This window comes from Dehalogenimonas formicexedens, from assembly GCF_001953175.1.
Classification (GTDB): Bacteria; Chloroflexota; Dehalococcoidia; order Dehalococcoidales; family Dehalococcoidaceae; genus Dehalogenimonas; species Dehalogenimonas formicexedens.
On sequence record NZ_CP018258.1, the window covers coordinates 1,582,893 to 1,603,924 of the forward strand.

Below are 21,032 nucleotides of genomic sequence, written 5' to 3' on the forward strand. Positions count from 1 at the left end.
CCGGGCAACGTTAAACCGGCAGCCCGGACTGTCCAAAAATAACCGGCTATGGTAGCAAGTATCCGGTTTAGAGCTAGGTGCCGGCGTATTGGGCTACTATTGTCCGCAGGTCCCGGATATCCACCGGCTTGGTTAGATAATCCACCGCGCCCATGTTCAACGCCAAGTGCTTGTTCATTTCATAACCCACGGCGGTCACCATGACCACCGGTATCCGCTTGGTAGCCTCGTTTTTCTTAAGCTCGGACAGCGTCATGTAGCCATCGATTTTTGGCATCATTACGTCTAAAAGGATCAAGTTCGGTTTTTTGGCTACCGCCGACTCAATTCCCGATTTGCCGTTGGATGCCGTCACTACCTGGTAACCGGCCGCGGTCAGGACATCCCTGATCAAAGTGGTCGCCATCGGATCGTCGTCGACTGCCAGAATGGTTTTCAATTTTCCGCTCCTTTTTGTTGCACCGGTATTTCAAAGGTAAATGTTGCCCCTTTGTTACTGCCTTCACTTTGCACCCAGATACTGCCGCCGTGCATTTCCACAAGCCGTTTACTGATGGCGAGCCCAAGCCCGGTGCCCGGGGTTTTGGACAAAAGGCCGCCCTGCACCTGATAGAAATCGGTAAACATTTTGCCTTGAGACTCCGACGGTATCCCTATGCCGGTGTCTGACACACTCACCCGAAGATGACCGTCAATACGATTGGCCTCAATTGTTATCCTCCCGTCATCAGGGGTGAACTTGATAGCGTTCGAAAGCAGGTTAAATAAGACCTGTTTTATCTTTCGCGCGTCTGCCTGGAGTTCATCGGCGGCGGCGCCGGGGTTGAGACTGGTCTTCAACTTGACATGTTTCTTAGCCGCTTTTTCCTTTATCATCAGGAGGCTCTCCTGGATGAGCGGTCCGATACTGATATCCGAAAGCTCCAAATGGCTTTTGCCGGCTTCGATTTTTGAAAGATCCAGGATATCGTTAATCAGGCAGAGCAGGTGCTGGCCGCTGCCCAAAATGTTGGTCACGTACTCAGCTTGCTTTTCATTCAACGACCCGAAGATCTGCTCCTCCAGAACCTGCGAGAATCCTATGACGGCGTTGAGCGGCGTCCGGAGTTCATGAGACATGCTGGCGAGGAAATCACTCTTGGCCTGATTCGCGGCATTGGCTTCGATCGCGGTTTCCTCGAGTTGCCGTGTGCGCTCCTCGACCCTGGCTTCTAACTGGGCATTCATCCTGAACAAAGCCCTATTCAGCTTCGTCAGCTCCAGAGCAGCGTCATGGCGTTCGATGGCGCTGCCTATGATTTCCGCGGATACGCGCAAGACCGAAAGGTCTTTTTCAGTCCAGCTGCTGCTATTGGAAATATTATCGATACCCATGAACCCGAGCAGTTTTCCCTTACCTCTGAGCGGCATGGCGACAGTCGAGGATATAGATTGGTTGTCCATGAGCGATTTTTCGGCGGCGGCTTCCGGGGGAAGCTGGGAGACGTCACGCACAAGTATGGTTTCGCCTGAATTCAGTTTTTCAATCCACCAGGAGAACTTCGAAATCGGGAGGTTCTGCAGATTATGTTTCAGGGAATCGACATCCCTGGCGCACCATTCGTTCGTATTGGACATCGACCTTCCGTCTTCCGAAGCCCGATAAAGGTAGGCGCGGCTGGCGCCGCTCAAGTACCCGATATCGGAGAGCGATTCGTCGATGGCGGTGTTAAGGTCGGCGGTGGTCGCGAAGCGGGAAGAGATACCGGCGATTGTCTGCTCCAGGTACAAGCGGTATTGCACAATTTCGGCGGCTTTTTTCCGCTCTACCAATTCCGTTTCCAGGACGATTTTTTCGCGCCGGGCTATTTCGGCCTTGTAGCTCTCGGTATTGTCGTGAAGAATGACCAGATAACCGCTCACTCTCTTGTGGGTCTTGATCCCGGTGATGAGTACGTCTTGAATGCGCTGCTCGCCAGCCCGGGTGGTCACAGCGCTGGTCCGCTGCCCGCCTGCCGGCAACTTTTCAAAATTGATGTACATCAATTGCGGCAAGATTGAGGCCAGTGGCTTGCCTATGATGTCGGCGTGGTCGGGCACCAGCATTGCCCGGGCGGCGGAATTCAGGTCGATCACCAGCCTCGCGGTATCGAGGACAATGACGCCGTCGAGAATGCTGTTAAAAATAGCGTCCCGGGCCACCGGAGCAACTTCCACCAGGTGAAACCTCGAAAGTCCGAAGTAAAACACCACCCCGGTGATGGCGAACGCCAGGGGGGTCGGATCCACGGAGGAAAACATTGAAGGAGCCATCAGAAAAAGAGCGTTGCCAAGCCAGGGTACGAACGTGCCCAGGAACATCACCATGATCTGGTTGCGGTAGATCCCGGTAGAATGCCGCATCAGATTGAAAAGGTTCCAGGTTCCCGTCGCCAGCAGAACATAAGAATACGAGGCAAACACCCAGAACCAGGCGCCGTGGGTTACCTCATCGACCGGGTGGTTTCCACTGGTATTGAGCCAGATATCTTTCCACATAAGATGGTGGGCGCTGTTGGTCCAGACCAAGATCAACGTTACAACAGGCAAGACGCTGATAGCCACGATGTTTCGAGGCGTGATCCATTTTTCTTTGCTGGCGTACCTTAAACAAAAACATAACCAGGCAATGGGTAGCGGCACAATTCCGAAATATGAAAAATATATCCAGAAGGTCTTGCCCGCAAGATCCGGTGTCGCCTGTTCCATGATGGCTGCAAATGACCAGGCGATCAGCGAAGCCATCAGGATAAGAAAGTTGGTAACCAAAGGTTTCCTTCGGGATTTCCAAACCTGGATCGAGAGGATCACCCCGGTGGCCAAAGCAGCAAGGGGCAGAATTACATGGATATCGAAGAACAAATTCATCTGGTTATCGACATTATTTGAGAATACTCGACATTATTAGCCTCGTGGCAATCGAAAATAAATAGTACTTTCGTTTCAGGGACAGCGGAGCGATATGTTTTTGGATTGCCGCTCAAGGTTTTCGGTAGCTTCATGCTAGAATCTATTAACATGGTTGAAAGCAACTGGCATTCCCTCCCACCCGACGAAGTCCTAAAAAAGCTGGACACCGCCAGTTCCGGCTTGAGCAGGGTTGAAGCGAAAAAACGGCTGGAACAATACGGCCCGAATGCTCTCGCAGAAAAACCGGGCAAACCGTTGTGGTTGGTCTTCCTGTCCCAGTTCGCCAATCCCCTGGTCTATGTTCTTTTCGCCGCGGCCGCCATTTCGATTTTCACCGGCCATGGTGTGGATACGCTTACCATCTTCGGTGTCCTCCTGGTCAATGCCGTAATCGGTTACATCCAGGAGACCCGGGCTGAAAAGGCGATGGCCGCTCTCAAAGAAATGACGGCGCCCCAGGCAAATGTCAGGCGTGACGGGCGTCTGCATGTAATCCCAGCCCGTGAACTGGTCCCGGGTGACATCATCATTCTTGCGGCTGGCGACCGCGTTCCGGCTGACGCCCGGCTGATGCAGGTGAACGGTCTGGAGAGCAATGAATCCGCCCTCACCGGCGAGTCCGAAACGGTGAAAAAAAGCCTGCCACCACTTTCCGCAGACGCCACTCTGGGCGACCGCACCAACCTGATTTTCCAGGGAACGTCGGTCACCAAAGGCCAGGGTGAAGCAGTCGTTGTCGCCACCGGCATGGCGACAGAACTCGGGCGGATTGCCGGCAGCCTGGAAGAAATCCCCCAGGAAAGGACCCCGCTTCAGAAAAATATCGCCCGTTTGTCCACCACCCTGGTAATCATTCTCCTCGGCGTCTGCGCCTTGATCCTGGCCGCCGGTTTGATCCGCGGACTGGGGCTAACCGACATGGTGCTGTTCGCGGTTGCCGCCGCTGTGTCCGCTATTCCGGAAGGTCTGCCCGCGGTGGTCACCGTCGTTCTTGCCATAGGTATGAGGATCATGGCCAATCGGCATGCCATCATCCGGAGGCTTGTCGCTGTGGAGACGCTGGGATCGGCCACCGTTATCTGCTCCGATAAAACGGGCACCCTTACCATCAATCAGATGACATTGCGGAAGCTTTTTTTGGACGGTCGTTCTTTGGAAGTCACCGGCGAGGGTTACAGGCCCGAGGGGGAATTCAAAGAAGGCCGCAGAACCGTCGAGATAGCAAAAGACGAAGCGTTGATCAAGATCTTGCGCGTGGGCGTCCTAGCGAATGATGCCTCTATCACTACCGGAGCTGAGTGTTGCGAAATTTTTGGCGACCCGACCGAAGCGGCCTTGCTGGTTGCCGCCGCCAAAGCCGGCATCACAAAAAACGAATTGGAAAAGTCCGAGCCGCGCCTTGACGAACTGCCTTTTTCATCCGAACTTCAGTATATGGCCGCTCTCAACGCCGGCGCCGATAACCACCGAACGGTAAACCTGAAGGGCGCCGCGGAAAAAGTCCTGGACATGTGCAAGTTGATCTGGCGCGACGGCAAGGCTGTGAAACTTGATGCTGCTGCCAGAAACCAGGTCACTCAGGAAATCGAATCGATGGCAGCTTCCGGGCTGAGAGTGCTGGCGCTGGCATCCGCGGAACTGGATAATTCCGGCGCCGATTTTGGCGGCCTTTCATTCGAAGACGGGCTGGTTTTCATCGGACTGGTCGGGATTGCCGATCCACCGCGGCCTGAGGCCAGAGATGCGGTCGCTTTGGCAAAGGGAGCCGGCATCAGGGTGATCATGATCACCGGCGACCATGTCTCGACGGCCAAAGCTATCGCCAAGCAGGTTGGCATCGATGGGGAGCAAGCCCTTACCGGAGCCGAGCTTTCGGCAATGGATGAAGCCGATTTCACGCGTTCTGTCGAAAAAATCTCCGTTTATGCCAGGATCGAGCCGCTTCAAAAATTGCGCATCGTCAAAACCTTGAAAAGCCGGGGCGAAGTGGTGGCGGTCACCGGCGACGGCGTCAACGACGCTCCCGCGCTCAAGGCGGCGGACATCGGCGTGGCCATGGGCAAATCCGGCACCGATGTCGCCCGCGAGGCCGCCGATATGGTGCTGACAGATGACAACTTCACTTCAGTAGTTGCCGCAGTCGAAGAAGGACGCGGTATTTTCAACCGCCTGCGCTCGGTATTTTATTACCTGCTGGCGTCTAATATCGGCGAACTGCTGGCCCTGGCGGCGGCTATTGCCATCATCGGCGAGGCGCCGCTGCTTGCGGTACAGATCCTGTGGGTCAATGTCGTCACCGACGCCACCCTGACGGTGCCCCTGGCCCTGGAACCTCGACGGGGTGACGAACTCGACGGGCCGCCCCGGTCACCCGATGTCGGCCTGCTGTATCCCGGCATGGCCTGGCGTATCGGTTACACCGCGGCGATCATGGGGACGGCGGTGTTCGGTATTTTCTGGTGGGGGCTCCAACACGAGACGATAGAACAAGCCCGGACGCTGGCTTTCTGCACTATCGTCAGCTTCGAACTTTTCAAAGGTTTTGTTGCCCGTACCGATGATAAACCGGTCCTCAGGATCGGTCTTTTTTCCAACAGGTGGTTTTTGTTGGCGTTGGGTATCGCCGTTCTTCTCCAATTGGCGGCGGTGTATTTGCCATTCATGCAGGCGGCTTTTCACACCGCGCCGCCTTCGCTCACGGACTGGCTGATAATTCTGGGCGCAGGGCTGTCCATCTTCGTGATCGAAGAGCTTCGCAAACAGTTTTTCCCCGACCTTTTTTCCAAAGGCAAGTGGCGGAAAGGAAGTTGAACGAAACCCCTTCAGGCAGGTTTGGCCAGGAAGAATAGCGAAAGCATGGCGCCGATGTAAACCGCCGCCAGCAGCACCACGTCCAGTCCAGCCCACGGCTTCAACCACAAGCGGGGTTTAAATAAGATGCCGATAATGACGATGGTGCTCATCAGAATGGCAAACAGAGCCGTCAGAACGTGAATCGGGTCGACGTGCTGCAATATTGAGCCGGCCCGGTAGAATATGTCGTCGATAAATATAATCACGCCAATATTGAACAGGACGCTGCCGACCAGATTGCCCACCGCCATATCCAGGGCAAACAACCGCACCGCAGAAATCGAGACGACAATTTCCGGCGCCGTAGTAGAAACGGCAAGAAACAGAGTACCGACCAACGAACTGCTGAGACCCGTTATTTCAACTATCTGGTTGCCGATAAAACCCAGCCATATACCGCCGATGACTGTTGCCAGGGCCGCGCCTAAGAAATATGCAACGATCCTTGAGGTCGAGATACTGGGGGCGGGAGGCGCGGGCCTTAAATCGACAGCGTTCTCTCCAACGGGAGGCTTATACCGGAATATCATGAGCTGGGCCAGGATATACAGTCCCAGAAGCAAGAATGAATACAAGCTTACGTGCCCGAAGACGGTTAAATCGATATTGTCCTGAGCTAAGAAGATAAAGACCGCGGCCGCCGCGGTTATGGTCACGCCGAGGGCGGCGGTCAACACCACCCCTGAACCCAATAAGGGTAATAAATGACCCTTCCGGTACAGGATGTCTATTACCGCGATGACCAGAAGATTGATGAGGTTGGCTCCGAAAATGTCGCCGAAGGTGAGATCGGGCTGACCGATGATCGTCACGGAACTTATGCCCGTCGCCAATTCAGGCAGGGAGGTCACGGTGGCAAGGGCGATGACGCCTATCCAGACCTTCGATAAACCGGCTCGTTCACCGAAGAGGTCCGCGTACTTGGCCAGCCGGCTGCCGGCCAGGATGATCAGCCCCAGACAGGCCGCAAATTGGATCCAGATCCACAAAGTATTCATCCAGTCTCAACGGGGATTTGAAAAACCCTCTCAGTATATTATGCAAGGGAGTCTCCAGAAAAGTCCGGTTGATGCGATTGCTTCGATCACCTTCGAATCCAATCCACCAGCCGGCTCAGATGATATTTTAATATCTTCAGTGAAAAGCCTTTTATAATGAATCTATAATGCGGTGAAAGGACATATTATGGAAGGCACAAAGAAAAACAATGTTGACGAACTGGTGGCACTTCTCGATTGCGAAGACCCGATTCAATGCCGTAAAGCCCGTCGCCGGTTGATCAAGATCGGGCAGGAAGCGGTGCCCGCCCTTGCGGCCGCTGCCTCCAGTGGACTTCCCATGAAACGCTGGGAGGCACTCGCTGCCCTTGGCTCAATCGGCGGGCACGATGCTATACAGACTCTTATCAGCCACCTTGGCGACGCCGATTACGGCATCAGGTGGACCGCAGCCGACAATCTAATCAAGATCGGCGAACCGGCGTTGACGCCCGTCCTTAAAGCCATGATCAGCAACAGCGGATCACTGCCCTTCCGCGACGGAGCCCACCATTTCCTGACCGGTTTGGTCAGCGGCACCAGCCCATTCAATGAGATCCTCGACCCGGCAATCAAGAGTCTCGAAGAGCCGGTCGCTGACCTTAAGGCGCCGGTGGCCGCCGAAAGTGCCCTGGATGATATTAGAGCGTCCCATAAGATTCGGGGTTGAAGTTGGACTGGGTGCATTAAAAACGACTGAAACGACTCCCTACGGCCAAAACGTGCTTCAGGCAACCTAGCCGTGATTTTTCTTTGGCCATATGTGCTAATATCAAGGGAGGATATTATAGCACTGGTGTACGTTACGGGTGTCAAGCGCTTCGTGTCGTTTTTGGTGAAATATTTTGGGTATGGGGCCTAACCCTGCCCTTATCTTAGGTCGTACTGCTAACCGTGGGAGAGGGAATAGCATATTAAGCCGGATGCCCGCCCGAAGGGTCAAGAAAAGGAGAACCATGAATATTAAAGGCAATACCGTCCTGATCACCGGAGGCGCTACGGGAATCGGATTTGCCCTGGCTGAGACTTTTCTCAAAGCCGGCAATGTGGTCATCATCTGCGGGAGGCGGCAGAATAAGCTGGATGCCGCCCGTAACAAGCTGCGTGGGGTTCACACCTTCACCTGCGACGTCACCAAAAAAGCTGACCGGCAGGCGCTTTTCCGCTGGACTGAAGACAAGTTTCCTGGATTGAATATCCTTATTAATAACGCCGGGGTACAGGGTTTCGCCGATTTGAAAAAAGGATTGCAGGGTTTACCCCACGACGTCAACGAGATCGGTACAAACCTCGTGGCGCCGATACAACTGTCTGCCCAGTTCACGCCGAGTTTCCTGAAAAAAGATGCCGCGGCGATCATCAATGTCACTTCAGGGCTAGGATTTGTCCCGATAGCATCCATGCCGATCTACTGCGCCACTAAGGCGGCCTTGCACTCTTTCACGCTGTCCCAGAGGCGGCAGTTCAGGAACACGCCGATACTGGTTTTCGAGATCATTCCGCCGATGGTGGCGACAGAACTCGGAGGGCAAGAATCGGCAACGGCGCGTGGTATGAATCCGGCGGTATTGGCAGATGAAGTTTTGAATGCCATCGCCGAAGACAAGTTCGAGATTCCTATCGGTGAGGCGTCAGGGCTGGTGGAGGGGTCGAAGGCGAACTTCGAGGCTACATTCCAGAGGCTCAACAGCTGGGGGTAGCCCCTGCGATTTTCACAAGATAATGGAGTCACCGTCCTTCGACAGTCAGTTCATTAACGAAACTGAACTGCCCTCAGCCTACCCTCGCCCGCGAGGCCGCGGGCGAGGAGATTAAAACCCAACCGCAGATTGCCGCGTCGCTGCGCTCCTCGCAAAGACGAAGGGGTAACTGCCTTCGCATGGTGCGGTAAGTAAGTCTTGCGGCTTTTCACCCTCTCCTTCACTTCCTCTCCCATCGAGGGAGAGGAAGGAGATAGAGATCCTTCACTTCGTTCAGGATGACAAACGAAAGGAGTCCGTTCATGGATTCCCTTCGGTAGACTCAGGGCAGGCTTAGCTCACCACGAACGGATAATATGCTTGATCTTGCCCTCACCCTACCCTCTCCCGCGAGGCCGCGGGCGAGGGGTGTTACTGCAGGTTTCTTTTGATCTCTTCGAATTGATCTTTAGTGATCTCGCCTTTGGCGTAACGCTCTTTGGCGATATCGAGAGGACCTTGTCCCCTCGGCTGGCCCATTCCCATGCCCATCCCCATATGATGCCCGCCGCCCCGGGTAAGGGCGATGATCCCTCAGACCAGCAAGCCAATGATGATGAGCCCGATGATGAAAAAGAACCAGCCTCCGTATCCGTAGTCATGCATTCCCCAGTACATACCGTCCTCCTTGACGAGAGAGTCTCTCAACTTCTTAATTCTAGTCTAACACCGGTTTATGTAAAAACGATGAAGTCTCCAAGTAGATTTGAAGAAATTACATTCGTTAATGCTATGGTCAGATCACAAGAATTATTTTCATAGGCCTCGGTTTTTAGCTTTGACCCCTTACTTCCGTTCTATTGACAGGCACTACCCATAGTGGTACCTTATTTCTGCCCCACAACAGGTTGTAGATATTAGAACATGAACTGTCCAAACTGCCATCAAACTGATTTCAAAGTCGTCGACTCGCGCGAGGTCGAAGACGGCATCCGCCGGCGCCGGGAATGCCTGGGCTGCGGCTTCCGTTTCACCACTTACGAGCGCATCCAGCCCGCCGCCCTGTTCGTCATCAAGCGCGACGGCCGGCGCGAGGAGTTCAACAAGGAGAAGCTGCTGGGGGGATTGCACAAGGCGTGCGAGAAACGTCCCCTGCCGGTGGGTACCGTCGACAGACTGGCCGACGAGATCGAAGCGGAACTTGTGGAGACCGGCAAAGCCGAGATCGCTTCTGCCCTGATCGGCGACAAGGTGATGGAAAAGCTCAAGGGCGTCGATAATATCGCCTATATACGGTTCGCCTCGGTGTACCGCAAATTCACCGACGTCACCGAGTTCAAGGAGATTATCGACAAGCTTATCGACCGCGGTGAGCCCGACATGCGGGCCCAACTGCCGCTGGACCTGGAAGACAACGACGGACAGGCACGGAATACGCCGGGGCGGCACCTGGTATCGGCGAAGGGGCAGGTGAAGGGATGATCGGAATCAGGGACTGCCCCGAAATCCCCCTCAGTCCCCCTTTTGTAAAGGGGGAACGAAAGGTGCCAACCGCAGATTGCCGCGTCGCTTCGCTCCTCACAAAGACGAAGTGTTTGGGCGTGGCGGTCGCCTTTACGGAACAACGTAGGCGGGCACGGCACACCGTGCCGCTACGGGATGAACGGGCGGGCAAGCGCCGCTCGCCCCTACGGAAATGCGGACAATTCCAATCAGATTGCCACGGGCCCCGATTTCATCGCGGGCCCTCGCAAAGACACAATAACGTAAAGGATATCCTATGACGCCACAGCCATCCGGCAAACCGCTGGTAGACAAAAACCGCATCGCTTCGATCATCTTCAACCAGGCGTCCGCCATGGGTATCGCCGACCGCGGCAAGATCGAAGAGATGACCAGAAGCATCATCGAGAAGCTGGAGAAGCCGAGCGTTTTGCCCGGCATGGAGGCCTTTGCCCCGCCGTCCGGGACCAGGCTGCCGATAGCCGTGACTGAGAACGAGATCGAGAACATGGTCAAGGACGCGGTCGAGGGGGTGAAATCTGATGCCGAAGCTCACCCTTCGACAAGCTCCCACGATTCCGATCGGGGCGGGGCAGGGCAAACGGAAGCTACAGATGAAATACCAAAGCCGCCCACGCCGCCGTTGCCGCCGCTGCAAGCGGCGCCAGTTGCCAACACACCAAAACCTGTCACAGAGGAGAATAAAGTGGTAATCGCAGTCAAAACCAAAAACGTCAAAGCAATGAAGAAACAGCCCATCCCGGAGAAGATCGGGCTTTCGGATAACGCCCTCCAGGTGCTGGAGAAACGCTATCTCAAAAAGGACAAGGCTGGCAAGGCCATCGAGAAACCGGAAGACATGATACGGCGCGTCGCCCGGACCATCGCCGCCGCCGAACTAATCTACGACCCCAAGTGCGACGTCCGGTCCATCGAGGACGAGTTCTACGGCCTGATGGCCCGCCTTGAGTTCCTGCCCAACTCCCCCACCCTGATGAACGCCGGCCGCGAGCTGGGACAACTTTCCGCCTGCTTCGTGCTGCCGATCGACGACGCCATCGAGAGCATTTTCGACGCCGTGAAGCACACCGCGATGATCCACAAGTCCGGCGGCGGCACCGGCTTCTCCTTCTCCCGCCTGCGCCCCGAAAAAGACCGCGTCGGCTCCACCGGCGGCGTCGCCTCCGGCCCGGTGTCCTTCATGCGCGCCTTCGACGTGGCCACCGACGTCATCAAGCAGGGAGGCACCCGCCGGGGCGCCAACATGGCGATACTCTCCGTCGACCACCCGGACATCGAGCGCTTCATCAAGGCCAAGCAGACGGCCGGGGTACTGACCAATTTCAATCTTTCAGTCGCCGTCACCGACGCCTTCATGGAAGCCGTCCGCAACAACGGCGAATATGAACTTAAAAATCCCCACAACGGCGAGGTCGTCGAGAAGAAGAAAGCCCGCGACATCTTCGACCAGATCGTGAACCTGGCCTGGAAGACCGGCGACCCCGGTGTGGTGTTCATCGACCGCATCAACGCCGGCAACCCGACGCCGCAGCTGGGCAAGATCGAGTCCACCAACCCCTGCGGCGAGCAGCCGCTTCTGCCCTACGAGTCCTGCAACCTGGGCTCGATCAACCTGTCCAAGATGGTCAAGTCCAACGGCAAGAAGACCATAGATTATGACAAGCTGGGCTACACCGTGCGCACGGCAGTCCGCTTCCTGGACGACGTCATTGACGTCAACAAGTTCCCCTTGCCCCAGATCGCCGAGCGCACCCGCCAGACGCGCAAGATCGGCCTGGGGGTCATGGGCTTCGCCGACATGCTGATCGATTTGGGGATCGCCTACGACTCGCCCGCCGCACTGGATACCGCCGAGGCGGTCATGGGCTTCATCGAGAGCGAATCGCACAAAGCCTCCGAGGAATTAGCCGCCATCCGCGGCACGTTCCCGGCCTATGACGGCTCGGTCTACGACGGCAAGGTCAAGATGCGCAACGCCTCCTGTACCACCATCGCCCCCACCGGCACCCTGTCCATCATCGCCGGATGCTCAAGCGGCATCGAGCCCCACTTCGCCCTGTGCTTCACCAGGAACATCATGGACGGCACCAAGATGGTCGAGGTCAACCCCTACTTCGAGCGGGCATCCGTCGAGGGCGGTTTTTTCAGCAAGGAGATGATGGAAAAGCTGGCCGGCGGCGCCCACCTTGAAGAGTTTGCCAACGTGCCCGAGGCGGTCAAGAAGCTGTTCGTCACCGCCCACCAGATCACTCCCGAAGGCCACGTCAAGATGCAGGCGGTGTTCCAGAAGTACACCGATAACGCCGTTTCGAAGACGGTCAACTTCCCGGCTAACGCCACCGTCGCCGATGTCGACAAGGTCTATCTGATGGCCTTCGACGACAAGCTGAAGGGCATCACCATCTATCGCGACGGCTGCAAGGCCGACCAGCCGATGTCCACCGGCAAGACCGAGGCCAAGGCCGAGGCCGCCCCGGCACCCGCCGCGCCGCCCAAACCCGTCGGCCCGCGCGAGCGCGCCAAGGTCACCACCGGCTTCACCGAGAAGGTCAAGACCGGCTGCGGCAATATTTACATCACCATCAACACCGACGAGACCGGCATCTGCGAGGTCTTTTCCCACCTGGGCAAGGCGGGCGGTTGCGCCACCGCGCAGCTCGAAAGCACCTGCCGCCTGGTGTCGCTGGCCCTCAGAAGCGGCGTACCGGTCGACACGGTGGCCAAACAGCTCAAGGGCATCCGCTGCCCGTCAATTGCCTGGGACGCCGGCAAGAGCGTCCTAAGCTGCGCCGACGCCATCGCCACGGTGCTGGAGAACTACATCGCCAGCGGCATGAGCGTCAAGCTGGAGACCAAGGCCGAGCACAACGGCAATGGCAACGGGAACGGCAACGGTGAAAAGAAGGTCATCAAGGACTTCGGCCTGGTGAAGAACATAGCCGGCCAGTGCGTCGAGTGCGGCAGCATCCTGGTCTACCAAGAGGGGTGCTTTATTTGTCCGGGGTGCGGGTTTACGAAGTGCTAAAGGCGATGTAGCTATGCCTGAAAATAGTTCGAGTCCGTCCGGATTCAATGAAGCGCCTGGTGCGAGAAGCCCAGGCGCTTTCCTTATCCGAAATTATTACCGTAAGGAGAAAAGGGATGAGGGTATCTGAGTATTTCGAGCTTGGGCGTACCCAATCTGAATTGGATTTTGTCGATATAGATATTGATGGAGATGTTCCTGTATTTGTTGATCCCAGAGCCTTACGCCTTCTTGAAACCGAATGGGGTGGACTTTGTGTTCACCTCATCCAAGATTGTTTCACGGAAATAATCACTGAACTTGGGGCAAACCATGTTCAACGCGCCCAAGGCATTCTTCGAACTTTAAAGGAACCAAATGAGACACATCTAGGTTTGTCCAAACGCAAAGCTCAAGGAAGAGCATTAGGAAACGAATCTTCTGTTGACGTTTCTGATAGTCTTTTGTCAAGCGTTGCTGTGAGGACCGGTTTATTAGAAGACCTAGAAGATACAATATTGCTGGTTGATGGCATAGGACCTGACATTATTTCTGATATGACAACGAATATCATCCGCGGCCCTTTGATTACATACACGCAGGATATGTGTAATTTATACGGAATTCCACTTCAAGAAGTAGGTTCGGGACCGATCTGGGATGAGACTAAAAAAGAATTCACCACAATTCATGTATTACAACCTGTAGCAAATAATAAGAAACTGTTGTTTGTTCCAAAGTCAATCGTCCGTGTCAGGATGGATTACAATCCCGATGAGTACTATCGCGATTATTTATTGCAGCATCTCCGCGGAATTGAATTGGGCACACCAAGCTCAGAGTTGGTCACATTATTAAAAAATGGTGAGAAAAGAGTATTTTCAAAAGATCTCGTAAAAAAATATGGTCAAGGGAAAAAGGCAGCTTTACGGATTACAATTGAGCATCCTGATGTGCTTGACAGGTATAGGAATTCTAAGTCTTCATTTACTAGACGTACGTTAGATAATGCGGAACTCGCAGAAGCAATTGGCGTTGAACTTCCAAACTTAGACGTCTTGTTGCACGACGTTCTTCGAGTACCACCCGGAACCGAAAATGCTACCTTATTTCATAGAAACGTAGAAAAACTAATCTCTGCGTTGTTTTCTCCAGATCTAGCATATCCCCAAATCGAAAGACCAATTCATGATGGGCGCAAACGAATTGACATTACTTATACTAACGTCGCCGCTTCAGGTTTTTTCAAATGGATAGGTGACCACGCGCCAGCGCCTTATGTATTCCTTGAATGTAAGAACTATTCGCGTGATCTGGCAAATCCCGAATTGGATCAGATTGCCGGTAGATTTTCACCTAGACGAGGTAAATTTGGTATTATCGTTTGCCGGAATATTGAAGAAAAACAAGCTTTTCTTAGAAAATGCAAGGATACCCTCCTGGATGACCGAGGAATCGTCTTACCTTTGGATGATAATGATTTAGCTTTACTCGTTGAACAGACCAAGGATCCTGCGAACCTTCCAGGAGTGTACCCACTATTAAAAACCCGTTGTGATGAAATAATGCTCTAGGATGCTAGGCATAAGACTAATTCTAAACTCCCTCACGCCCGCCGCCTATGACCAAGCCCTCGCCTTGTGGCAAGCCTGCGAGGGCATCGGGCTGTCTGATGCGGACTCGCGCTGCGGCATAACCAGGTATATTGAACGCAATCCCGGCTGCAGCTTCGGAGCGTGGGACGGAGAAAGGCTCGTCGGTACCATTCTCGGGGGGCATGACGGGAGGAGGGGATACATCTACCACCTGGCGGTGCATCCGGATTACCGGCATCGCGGTATCGGCAAACAGTTAGCTGAAGCCTGCCTGGGAGCATTGAAAGCGGAAGGTACCAATAAGGTCCACCTGTTCGTCTTCAACACCAACACATCGGCCATAAAGTTCTGGGAACACATCGGCTGGACGCTGCGGAAAGACATCAGCGTCATGTCCCTGGTGATGGAAAAGGGGACGTGCTGATTTTCCTGTGACCCCCGTCACATACAATGTCCATCCTAAATAGTAAAATTCTTTATTATTCAGGAGGACAAGTATATGATGTATGGCTGGGGACCCGGGTGGTACGGAGGTTTCGGAGGAGGCTGGTTCATGCTTCTCTTCTGGATCGTCCTTATTTCCCTTATCGTTTGGGGAGCGATTGCCCTAACCAGGCACGGACGCTACGGGCATGCGCACATGCATTCCGGCGGGTGCTGCTCCACAGACGGCAACGCGCTGGATATCGCAAGGGAGCGCTACGCTCGAGGAGAGATCAGCAAGGAGCAGTTCGAAACCCTCAAGAAAGACTTGGGTTAAGTCTCCGGGGAATCCCAAAAGGGGATGGCTTAAAAGCCATCCCCTTTTTTATACGAAATTAGGAGAACGTCACTTCCGGCGATAAAATGAAGTCGACCGGGGGGTAGGAGGTTTTCGAGCGATGTTCGGGGACTGGAGATTCGGCGTTGTCATAGTGGTAATACTGATCATCGTGCTGATGTTCGTGGTCTGGAACGTCGCCCGGGGAGGCATCGGCAGCCACGTGCATGACCCGGTAGCTATCGCCAAGGAAAGGTATGCCAGGGGCGAAATTACGCTTGAACAGTTAAACGACATCAAGAAGAATATCCGGTAAGATTCAGGAGGAACGCCATGATCATTTTAGTTATTGTTGTCATCGGATTGATCGTTTGGCTGGTAGCCAACAACAACGGCTGGAGGATGGGATTGGGGTCCGAGTTCCAGGCAAGACCCGATGGAGATCGCCAAGGAGCGTTACGCCAGGGGCGAGATCACCAAAGATCAATTCGAGGAGATCAAGAAGGGCCTGACCGGCCGACAATATCCTGGTCAAAACGAAAAGGGGAGGCGTCAAGCCTCCCCTTTTATTTATTCTAAGCAGCTGTGCCTATTTCTTTTTGGTCGAAATGCCGAAAGGCATATAGAGCGGGCAGGTGCCGATCAAAGAGGTGACGATCATGATGGCCCCCAGCGTGAACAAAGCGCCCGCCCAGACTCCGGTGGCAATGAAGATACCCCAAAGAACAAATATGATACCTAGAATGATCCGGATCCAGCGGTCAACCGCGCCCATGTTTTTGTTCATGTATCAACTCCTTAAAAAGCAATCTTCTTCAACTATCATATCGCGGAATTTTTCGAGACCAAAACGAAGCCCAGCCGGATAAGTATCGCTTTTCACCGCGTAACGCCCTATAATCAGCCAAAATACATCGGAGCTTCGGATGGCGGACAATAAAACGCTTGAATTCGACACCTGGCTGCTGCAATCGGTGATCCTGGCAAACGTCGATGGCCCCGGCACCACGGAGCGAATAAACAACGCCGCCGACCTGTTGAGCAAGACTCCGATGGCAGTTTCGGACCTGCGCGCCGGGCTTTTCAGGCTGGCGCAAAAAGGGTTCGTTCAAGAAGCCAACGGTAATTATTCAGCGGCGCAAACAACGGCAGGCATCAAATGGTTGGAACGCGATAAGATCCGGCAGTTGCTGTCAGCGGAACCCGCCCAGGGAGATGTGAAGTCAGCCGGAACGGGCAACCTCTCCAAAGTAGCCGGTGATTATGTCAAGAAGTTCCAGGGTTTCATGTCCGGGCTGACCAACCCCAGGAAAGAATAATCCCCTGCGAGTGGATTTGTCATCGATTGAGGGTCGTATTAGATCGAAGCTCTTCCGGCCGGAGCCAGACCGAACACCCTATCCAGAGCCTCTCGTAGCTGGTCTATACTATACGGCTTGTGAATAACGCCGCTGAACCCCAGGTCGGCATATTGAGCGAGGGCCGGGTCATCGGAATAACCTGATGAAACGATAGCGGTGACCATGGGATCGATATCGCGAAGAATACCGATTGTTTCCAGGCCGCCCATGCCACCGGGGACGGTCATGTCCAGGATGACGGCATTGAACCGGTTGCCGGTGGTGATACCCTCCCGGTATAGCTCGATAGCCTCGCGGCCGTCGACAGCCGTCTCGACGTCATAGCCTATCCTGAGGATCATCTTGCCGGCCACCTTGCGCACGTCCTGCTCATCGTCCATAACGAGGATTCTGAAGTGGCTGGCCGCCCCGGCGCGCGCTTCCGGTAGTTCTGGGGCGGTGATGCCGGCGGGGAGGTAGATGCTGAACGTAGCGCCCCTGCTGCCATTGTAGCTGATGGTCAGATAGCCCCCATGACTCTTGCAGATGGAATAAGCCGCCGGCAGCCCAAGGCCACTGGCGCCGGGTTTAGTCGAGAAAAATGGCTGGAAAACCTTGTCCCGATCTTTTTCGGGGATGCCGGGACCATCGTCGCTGACCTCGAGCAGGATATAGCGTTCTCCGTTCAACAAGCCTGAAAGGCCCCTGCGGGAGATTTCCAAGGCATCGACACTCCTGGCATCGATCCTCACGGTGCCGCCACCGGGCATGGCCTCTTTGGCGTTGACCAGGATGTTTTTCAGCGCCTGCCTGATCTGGGCGGGGTCCATCTCAGCGATGATCACTTCCGGGATAGAAACTTTGGCCTCGATTTTTGACCCGTTCAGGACGGAATTAACCGTTTCCCGCACGAGATCGACGACATAGGAAGGTTGCTTGACCGGCTGCCCGCCCCGGGCAAAGGTAATCAGCTGCCGGTTCAGTTCGGTTGCCCGTATGGAGGCCTTCTCAGCCTCAGCGAGGATCACGCCCATTTCGCTGTCCGGCTCCGCCAGTTCCCTTGCCAGGCTGACATTGCCGATGATAGCGGTGAAAATGTTGTTGAAATCATGGGCGATGCCGCCGGCAGCCTGTCCGATGGCTTCCAGTTTTTCGGTACGGTGCTGCTCAAGTTCCATTTTGAGTTTTGCTTCCTGTGCCTGAGCTTCCGCTTCCCGGGCTAAGGTCTCGCGGCAACGGGAGGCTTGAAGACGCCGGGAGAGGCCGAAGCCAATGATGTTTACGGTTGCGAAGGTCGGGATGATAGTGAAGAGCTGGGAGTGCAGCGCAACATCCTTGGTGAAAATCAGAATCAGGATATCCCCGGCCATAATGTACATACCCAGGAATAACTGGTTCGATAACTTCTGTGGCACCGCAATATATATGGCCGCCGCCGCGGCGAGATCCGAGAGAAGGTACAGGGTGTAATCCGGCGGCCGGGTAGCGTTGATTATCAAAAACCCCGTCACGCCTGCCAGGAATCCGAAAAAGGTTACTCTGTCGAAAGCACGGAAGTCATCGACCGATTTCAAAAACCGGATGATGAACAATCCCATGATGACGATGCCCAGGCGAAGCGCGGCAAGGGCATAGAATTCAGAGGACATTCCCAGGAACTGGTAATCCCGGAAGGCGAACAATCCGGTTATGGCGATACTGAAGAGCGCGGTAATCGAAGTTAGACGGGCGTCTTCCTTCAGGTACCTTGGGCGATACCTTTCTTCAGGCACATTGGGCAACCAGAGGTTGTGGGGTGAGTGTTCCAGGCCGAAAAACCTCAAAATAATATCGGGAATTTTATCACGATATTTGAACATTAAACAAAATACATTTAATAACAAAACAGTGAATATAAGTTAAATATTCGCAACCGCCCCTCAAACGCCTTATAATTGGTATATCAACCTTGGAGGTAACCACTTGGCCGATAAAGAAGAACGAGTGATGATCTTCGTCGACGGGTCCAATATGTACCACTCGTTAAAAGCCTATTTTCACCGCACCGATATCGATCTGGGTAAGTTCTGCGAAAAGCTGGTCAACAAGCGTAAGCTGGTACGCATCTACTATTACAACGCCGAAGTCGGCCAGACGCAGGAGCCTGAAAGATACAAGGACCAGCGGGCCTTCTTCGACAGTGTCGAAGCGATACCCTACACCGAACTGCGCCTTGGCCGCCTGGTATATACCAACGCCTGGCCGAACACCCCGCCCTACGAAAAAGGCGTTGACGTCATGCTGGCGACCGACATGCTGACCCACTGTTTCAAGAACAACTACGATACCGCCATCCTCGTCGCCGGCGATGCCGACTTCGTCGGCGCGCTGCAGGCGGTCAAGGATAACGGCAAACACTGTGAAGCCGCGCTGTTCGGCGAAGAACGGACATCGGTGCCTTTGCGGAAAGTCGCTGACGTAGTCCATATTATCGACGGTAACCTGATGCGAGGCTGCTGGAAAACCCCGCCGCCGCCCCCGAGACCCCAACGGCAGTTCCAGCATCGGCATATCAGGCCGCCGCAAGGGCAACAACTGCCTCAGCCGGGGCAAATACCGCAGCAGCCGCCGGCAACGGCACCTTCCCAGCCCACGCCCCAGGCCCCCCAGGCGCGCCCGGAGACCAGCGAGGGACAATTACAGTCGCGACAACTGCCGCCGTCGCCTCCGGTGCAGTACGTGCCCAAACCTTTTAACCCGAATGGTCTGGAATAGGGCTTTAAAAGACCGGTTGAGCGCCGAATCAGGCGCTGTCACCAGAGACTGGGGCGGGCGCCTCCCGGTAGCCATCATTTACGCCAACAGCTACCACATCGGCATGTCCAACCTAGGCGTCCACGCGCTGTACCGCTGGTTCAATTCCCGGGATGATTTCGTTGCCGAGCGCGTCTTCTGGGAAGAAGGCCCGCAGTCCACCAGCGGCGCGCTCTCCGTTGAGAGCCGCCGGCCGTTGACCGATTTTTCCGCCCTGGCTTTCTCGGTCTCATTCGAACTGGATTATCTTAATATCCCCGGATTGTTGGACGCGGCCGGCATCCCGGCCCGCTCATCAGACAGGGACGAGTCTTATCCGCTGGTCATCGGGGGCGGGGCGGTGCTGACGGCCAACCCTTTACCTGTCGCTCCATTTTTCGATGCGATCTGCGTCGGAGAGGCTGAAGCCATCCTCCCAGAGCTTGCCCGGGCGATTAAAGAGACCCTTGGGCAGCCTAGACAATCGCAACTCGACCGTATAGGCGCAATCCCCGGCGTTTATGTCCCACGGCAGAAGGCTTCTGTTAAGCGGCAGTTTGTCTCAAACCTTGATGATTTTCCTGTCGGCACCGCCGTTTTCACCGAAGATACCGAATTCGGGGACATGTTCCTGCTCGAAGTGCAGCGGGGCTGCCGTTTCTCCTGCCGTTTTTGCCTGGTGGCGAGCACTTTTTGTCCCTTCCGTTACCGCACCCTCGGTTCTCTACTGTCACAAGCCGAAGCAGCTCGAAAATACCGCGACCGCATCGCCCTGGTCGGACCGGTGGTCAGTGAATATCCCCAACTCGTCGAGTTGCTGCGGGGACTCAGGGGACTGGATTACAACCTGTCCGTCGGTTCGATGCGCGTGAAGCCGATTTCGAGTGAAGTGCTCGAGGAACTGGTAAAGGGCGGCGTAAAAAGCCTGACTATCGCCCCTGAAGCAGGAACGCCACAACTCAGGCGATCGATCGGCAAAGGGTTCTCGGATGACGACATTTTAGAGGCGATCAGTAAAATCGGTGAGGCAGGTATAAGGCAGTTGACTTTATATTCAATGGTCGGGCTGCCGGGCGAGACCGATGACGACGTTCGTTCACTGGCGGCGTTGGTTCTACGATGCAAAACCGAAGCTGACCGACATCACGTCGTCCTATCGCTCAACGTCTCAGCCTTCGTCCCCAAGGCCCACACTCCTTTCGAGCGGGAACCCATGACATCTGCCCAAGACATCGATCGGCGTTTCGACCTGCTCGAAAGGTCATTGTCCGGCAAAGGCGTCAAGGTCAAGCCGGACGCCTCGGGGTGGGGAGAGATCCAGGCAGCGCTGGCCCGTGGAAACGAAAAACTGGCCGAAGTTATCGAGAAGCTGGACAAGGTCTCGCTGGTCGGCTGGCGCCGAGCCCTGAAAGGTGCGGGGTTGTCCATGGAAGATTATGCCCGCCGGCGTTTCGACGAACATGAGCCCTTGCCCTGGGATTTTATCTCGATGTAGGAGAGTTCCGCTCCCCCATCCTGGTTCGAAAGCTGACCGCCAAAG

The 21,032-nt window shown here is 55.0% G+C and carries 18 protein-coding genes; 12 read left to right on the forward strand and 6 right to left on the reverse strand.

The features are described from left to right. Window positions 1-73 precede the first annotated feature (73 nt). Window positions 74-439 carry a response regulator gene (locus Dform_RS08235; protein ID WP_083635417.1) on the reverse strand — a complete coding sequence of 122 codons (366 nt, stop codon included), beginning with the start codon at window positions 437-439 and terminating at the stop codon, window positions 74-76. Beyond that, on the reverse strand, window positions 436-2,886 hold the full coding sequence (locus Dform_RS08240; RefSeq protein ID WP_076004584.1) for a sensor histidine kinase: 2,451 nt from the start codon (window positions 2,884-2,886) through the stop codon (window positions 436-438). Before Dform_RS08240 ends, Dform_RS08235 begins: the two co-directional genes overlap by 4 nt. A gap of 132 nt (window positions 2,887-3,018) precedes the next feature. Between Dform_RS08240 and Dform_RS08245 the strand changes: the two genes are divergently transcribed. Then, window positions 3,019-5,739 (forward strand): cation-translocating P-type ATPase, encoded by a 2,721-nt coding sequence (locus tag Dform_RS08245; RefSeq protein ID WP_145925557.1) that lies wholly within the window; start codon window positions 3,019-3,021, stop codon window positions 5,737-5,739. 11 nt (window positions 5,740-5,750) lie between these two features. Here Dform_RS08245 and Dform_RS08250 read toward each other — a convergent pair whose 3' ends face one another. After that, entirely contained in the window at window positions 5,751-6,779 is a 1,029-nt protein-coding gene (locus Dform_RS08250) for a sodium:calcium antiporter (RefSeq protein ID WP_076004585.1), read from the reverse strand. 187 nt (window positions 6,780-6,966) lie between these two features. On the opposite strand from Dform_RS08250, the gene Dform_RS08255 reads away from it, so the two are divergent. Both Dform_RS08255 and Dform_RS08260 read left to right on the forward strand, forming a co-directional pair. Next, window positions 6,967-7,488: a HEAT repeat domain-containing protein gene (locus tag Dform_RS08255; protein ID WP_076004586.1), complete on the forward strand. Its 522-nt coding sequence runs from the start codon at window positions 6,967-6,969 to the stop codon at window positions 7,486-7,488. A 286-nt stretch (window positions 7,489-7,774) separates the two neighbouring features. Further along, window positions 7,775-8,518 (forward strand): SDR family oxidoreductase, encoded by a 744-nt coding sequence (locus Dform_RS08260; RefSeq protein WP_076004587.1) that lies wholly within the window; start codon window positions 7,775-7,777, stop codon window positions 8,516-8,518. Between the two features lie 411 nt (window positions 8,519-8,929). Here Dform_RS08260 and Dform_RS11620 read toward each other — a convergent pair whose 3' ends face one another. Continuing rightward, a complete protein-coding gene (locus tag Dform_RS11620; RefSeq protein ID WP_225973668.1) occupies window positions 8,930-9,043 on the reverse strand; it encodes an SHOCT domain-containing protein in 114 nt (37 codons plus the stop codon). A 378-nt stretch (window positions 9,044-9,421) separates the two neighbouring features. On the opposite strand from Dform_RS11620, the gene nrdR reads away from it, so the two are divergent. The 6 genes from nrdR (at window position 9,422) to Dform_RS08295 (ending at window position 15,696) form a co-directional block, all read left to right on the forward strand. Further along, window positions 9,422-9,979, forward strand: a complete 558-nt coding sequence (gene nrdR, locus Dform_RS08270) for a transcriptional regulator NrdR (RefSeq protein ID WP_083635420.1) — start codon at window positions 9,422-9,424, stop codon at window positions 9,977-9,979. A gap of 298 nt (window positions 9,980-10,277) precedes the next feature. Then, a complete protein-coding gene (locus Dform_RS08275) occupies window positions 10,278-13,046 on the forward strand; it encodes a vitamin B12-dependent ribonucleotide reductase (RefSeq protein WP_083635421.1) in 2,769 nt (922 codons plus the stop codon). 47 nt (window positions 13,047-13,093) lie between these two features. After that, complete coding sequence (locus Dform_RS08280) at window positions 13,094-14,599, forward strand: hypothetical protein (RefSeq protein ID WP_145925558.1); 1,506 nt, start codon at window positions 13,094-13,096, stop codon at window positions 14,597-14,599. A 1-nt stretch (window position 14,600) separates the two neighbouring features. After that, entirely contained in the window at window positions 14,601-15,044 is a 444-nt protein-coding gene (locus tag Dform_RS08285) for a GNAT family N-acetyltransferase (RefSeq protein ID WP_076004589.1), read from the forward strand. 129 nt (window positions 15,045-15,173) lie between these two features. Then, window positions 15,174-15,380, forward strand: a complete 207-nt coding sequence (locus Dform_RS08290) for an SHOCT domain-containing protein (RefSeq protein WP_225973669.1) — start codon at window positions 15,174-15,176, stop codon at window positions 15,378-15,380. A 121-nt stretch (window positions 15,381-15,501) separates the two neighbouring features. Continuing rightward, window positions 15,502-15,696 (forward strand): SHOCT domain-containing protein, encoded by a 195-nt coding sequence (locus Dform_RS08295; RefSeq protein ID WP_076004591.1) that lies wholly within the window; start codon window positions 15,502-15,504, stop codon window positions 15,694-15,696. Between the two features lie 273 nt (window positions 15,697-15,969). Here Dform_RS08295 and Dform_RS11280 read toward each other — a convergent pair whose 3' ends face one another. After that, window positions 15,970-16,167 (reverse strand): YgaP family membrane protein, encoded by a 198-nt coding sequence (locus Dform_RS11280; protein WP_076004592.1) that lies wholly within the window; start codon window positions 16,165-16,167, stop codon window positions 15,970-15,972. A 139-nt stretch (window positions 16,168-16,306) separates the two neighbouring features. On the opposite strand from Dform_RS11280, the gene Dform_RS08310 reads away from it, so the two are divergent. After that, on the forward strand, window positions 16,307-16,699 hold the full coding sequence (locus Dform_RS08310) for a hypothetical protein (RefSeq protein WP_076004593.1): 393 nt from the start codon (window positions 16,307-16,309) through the stop codon (window positions 16,697-16,699). Window positions 16,700-16,737: 38 nt separating this feature from the next. Here the strand turns inward: Dform_RS08310 and Dform_RS08315 are convergent, their stop codons facing one another. Further along, the gene (locus Dform_RS08315) at window positions 16,738-18,492 is read right to left on the reverse strand and encodes an ATP-binding protein (RefSeq protein WP_158513486.1); all 1,755 of its coding nucleotides are present in this window, start codon (window positions 18,490-18,492) and stop codon (window positions 16,738-16,740) included. Window positions 18,493-18,682: 190 nt separating this feature from the next. Here Dform_RS08315 and Dform_RS08320 point away from each other — a divergent pair, with 190 nt between their 5' ends. Continuing rightward, entirely contained in the window at window positions 18,683-19,474 is a 792-nt protein-coding gene (locus Dform_RS08320) for a LabA-like NYN domain-containing protein (protein ID WP_225973670.1), read from the forward strand. 16 nt (window positions 19,475-19,490) lie between these two features. Next, complete coding sequence (locus tag Dform_RS08325) at window positions 19,491-20,987, forward strand: radical SAM protein (protein ID WP_158513487.1); 1,497 nt, start codon at window positions 19,491-19,493, stop codon at window positions 20,985-20,987. Window positions 20,988-21,032 lie beyond the last annotated feature (45 nt).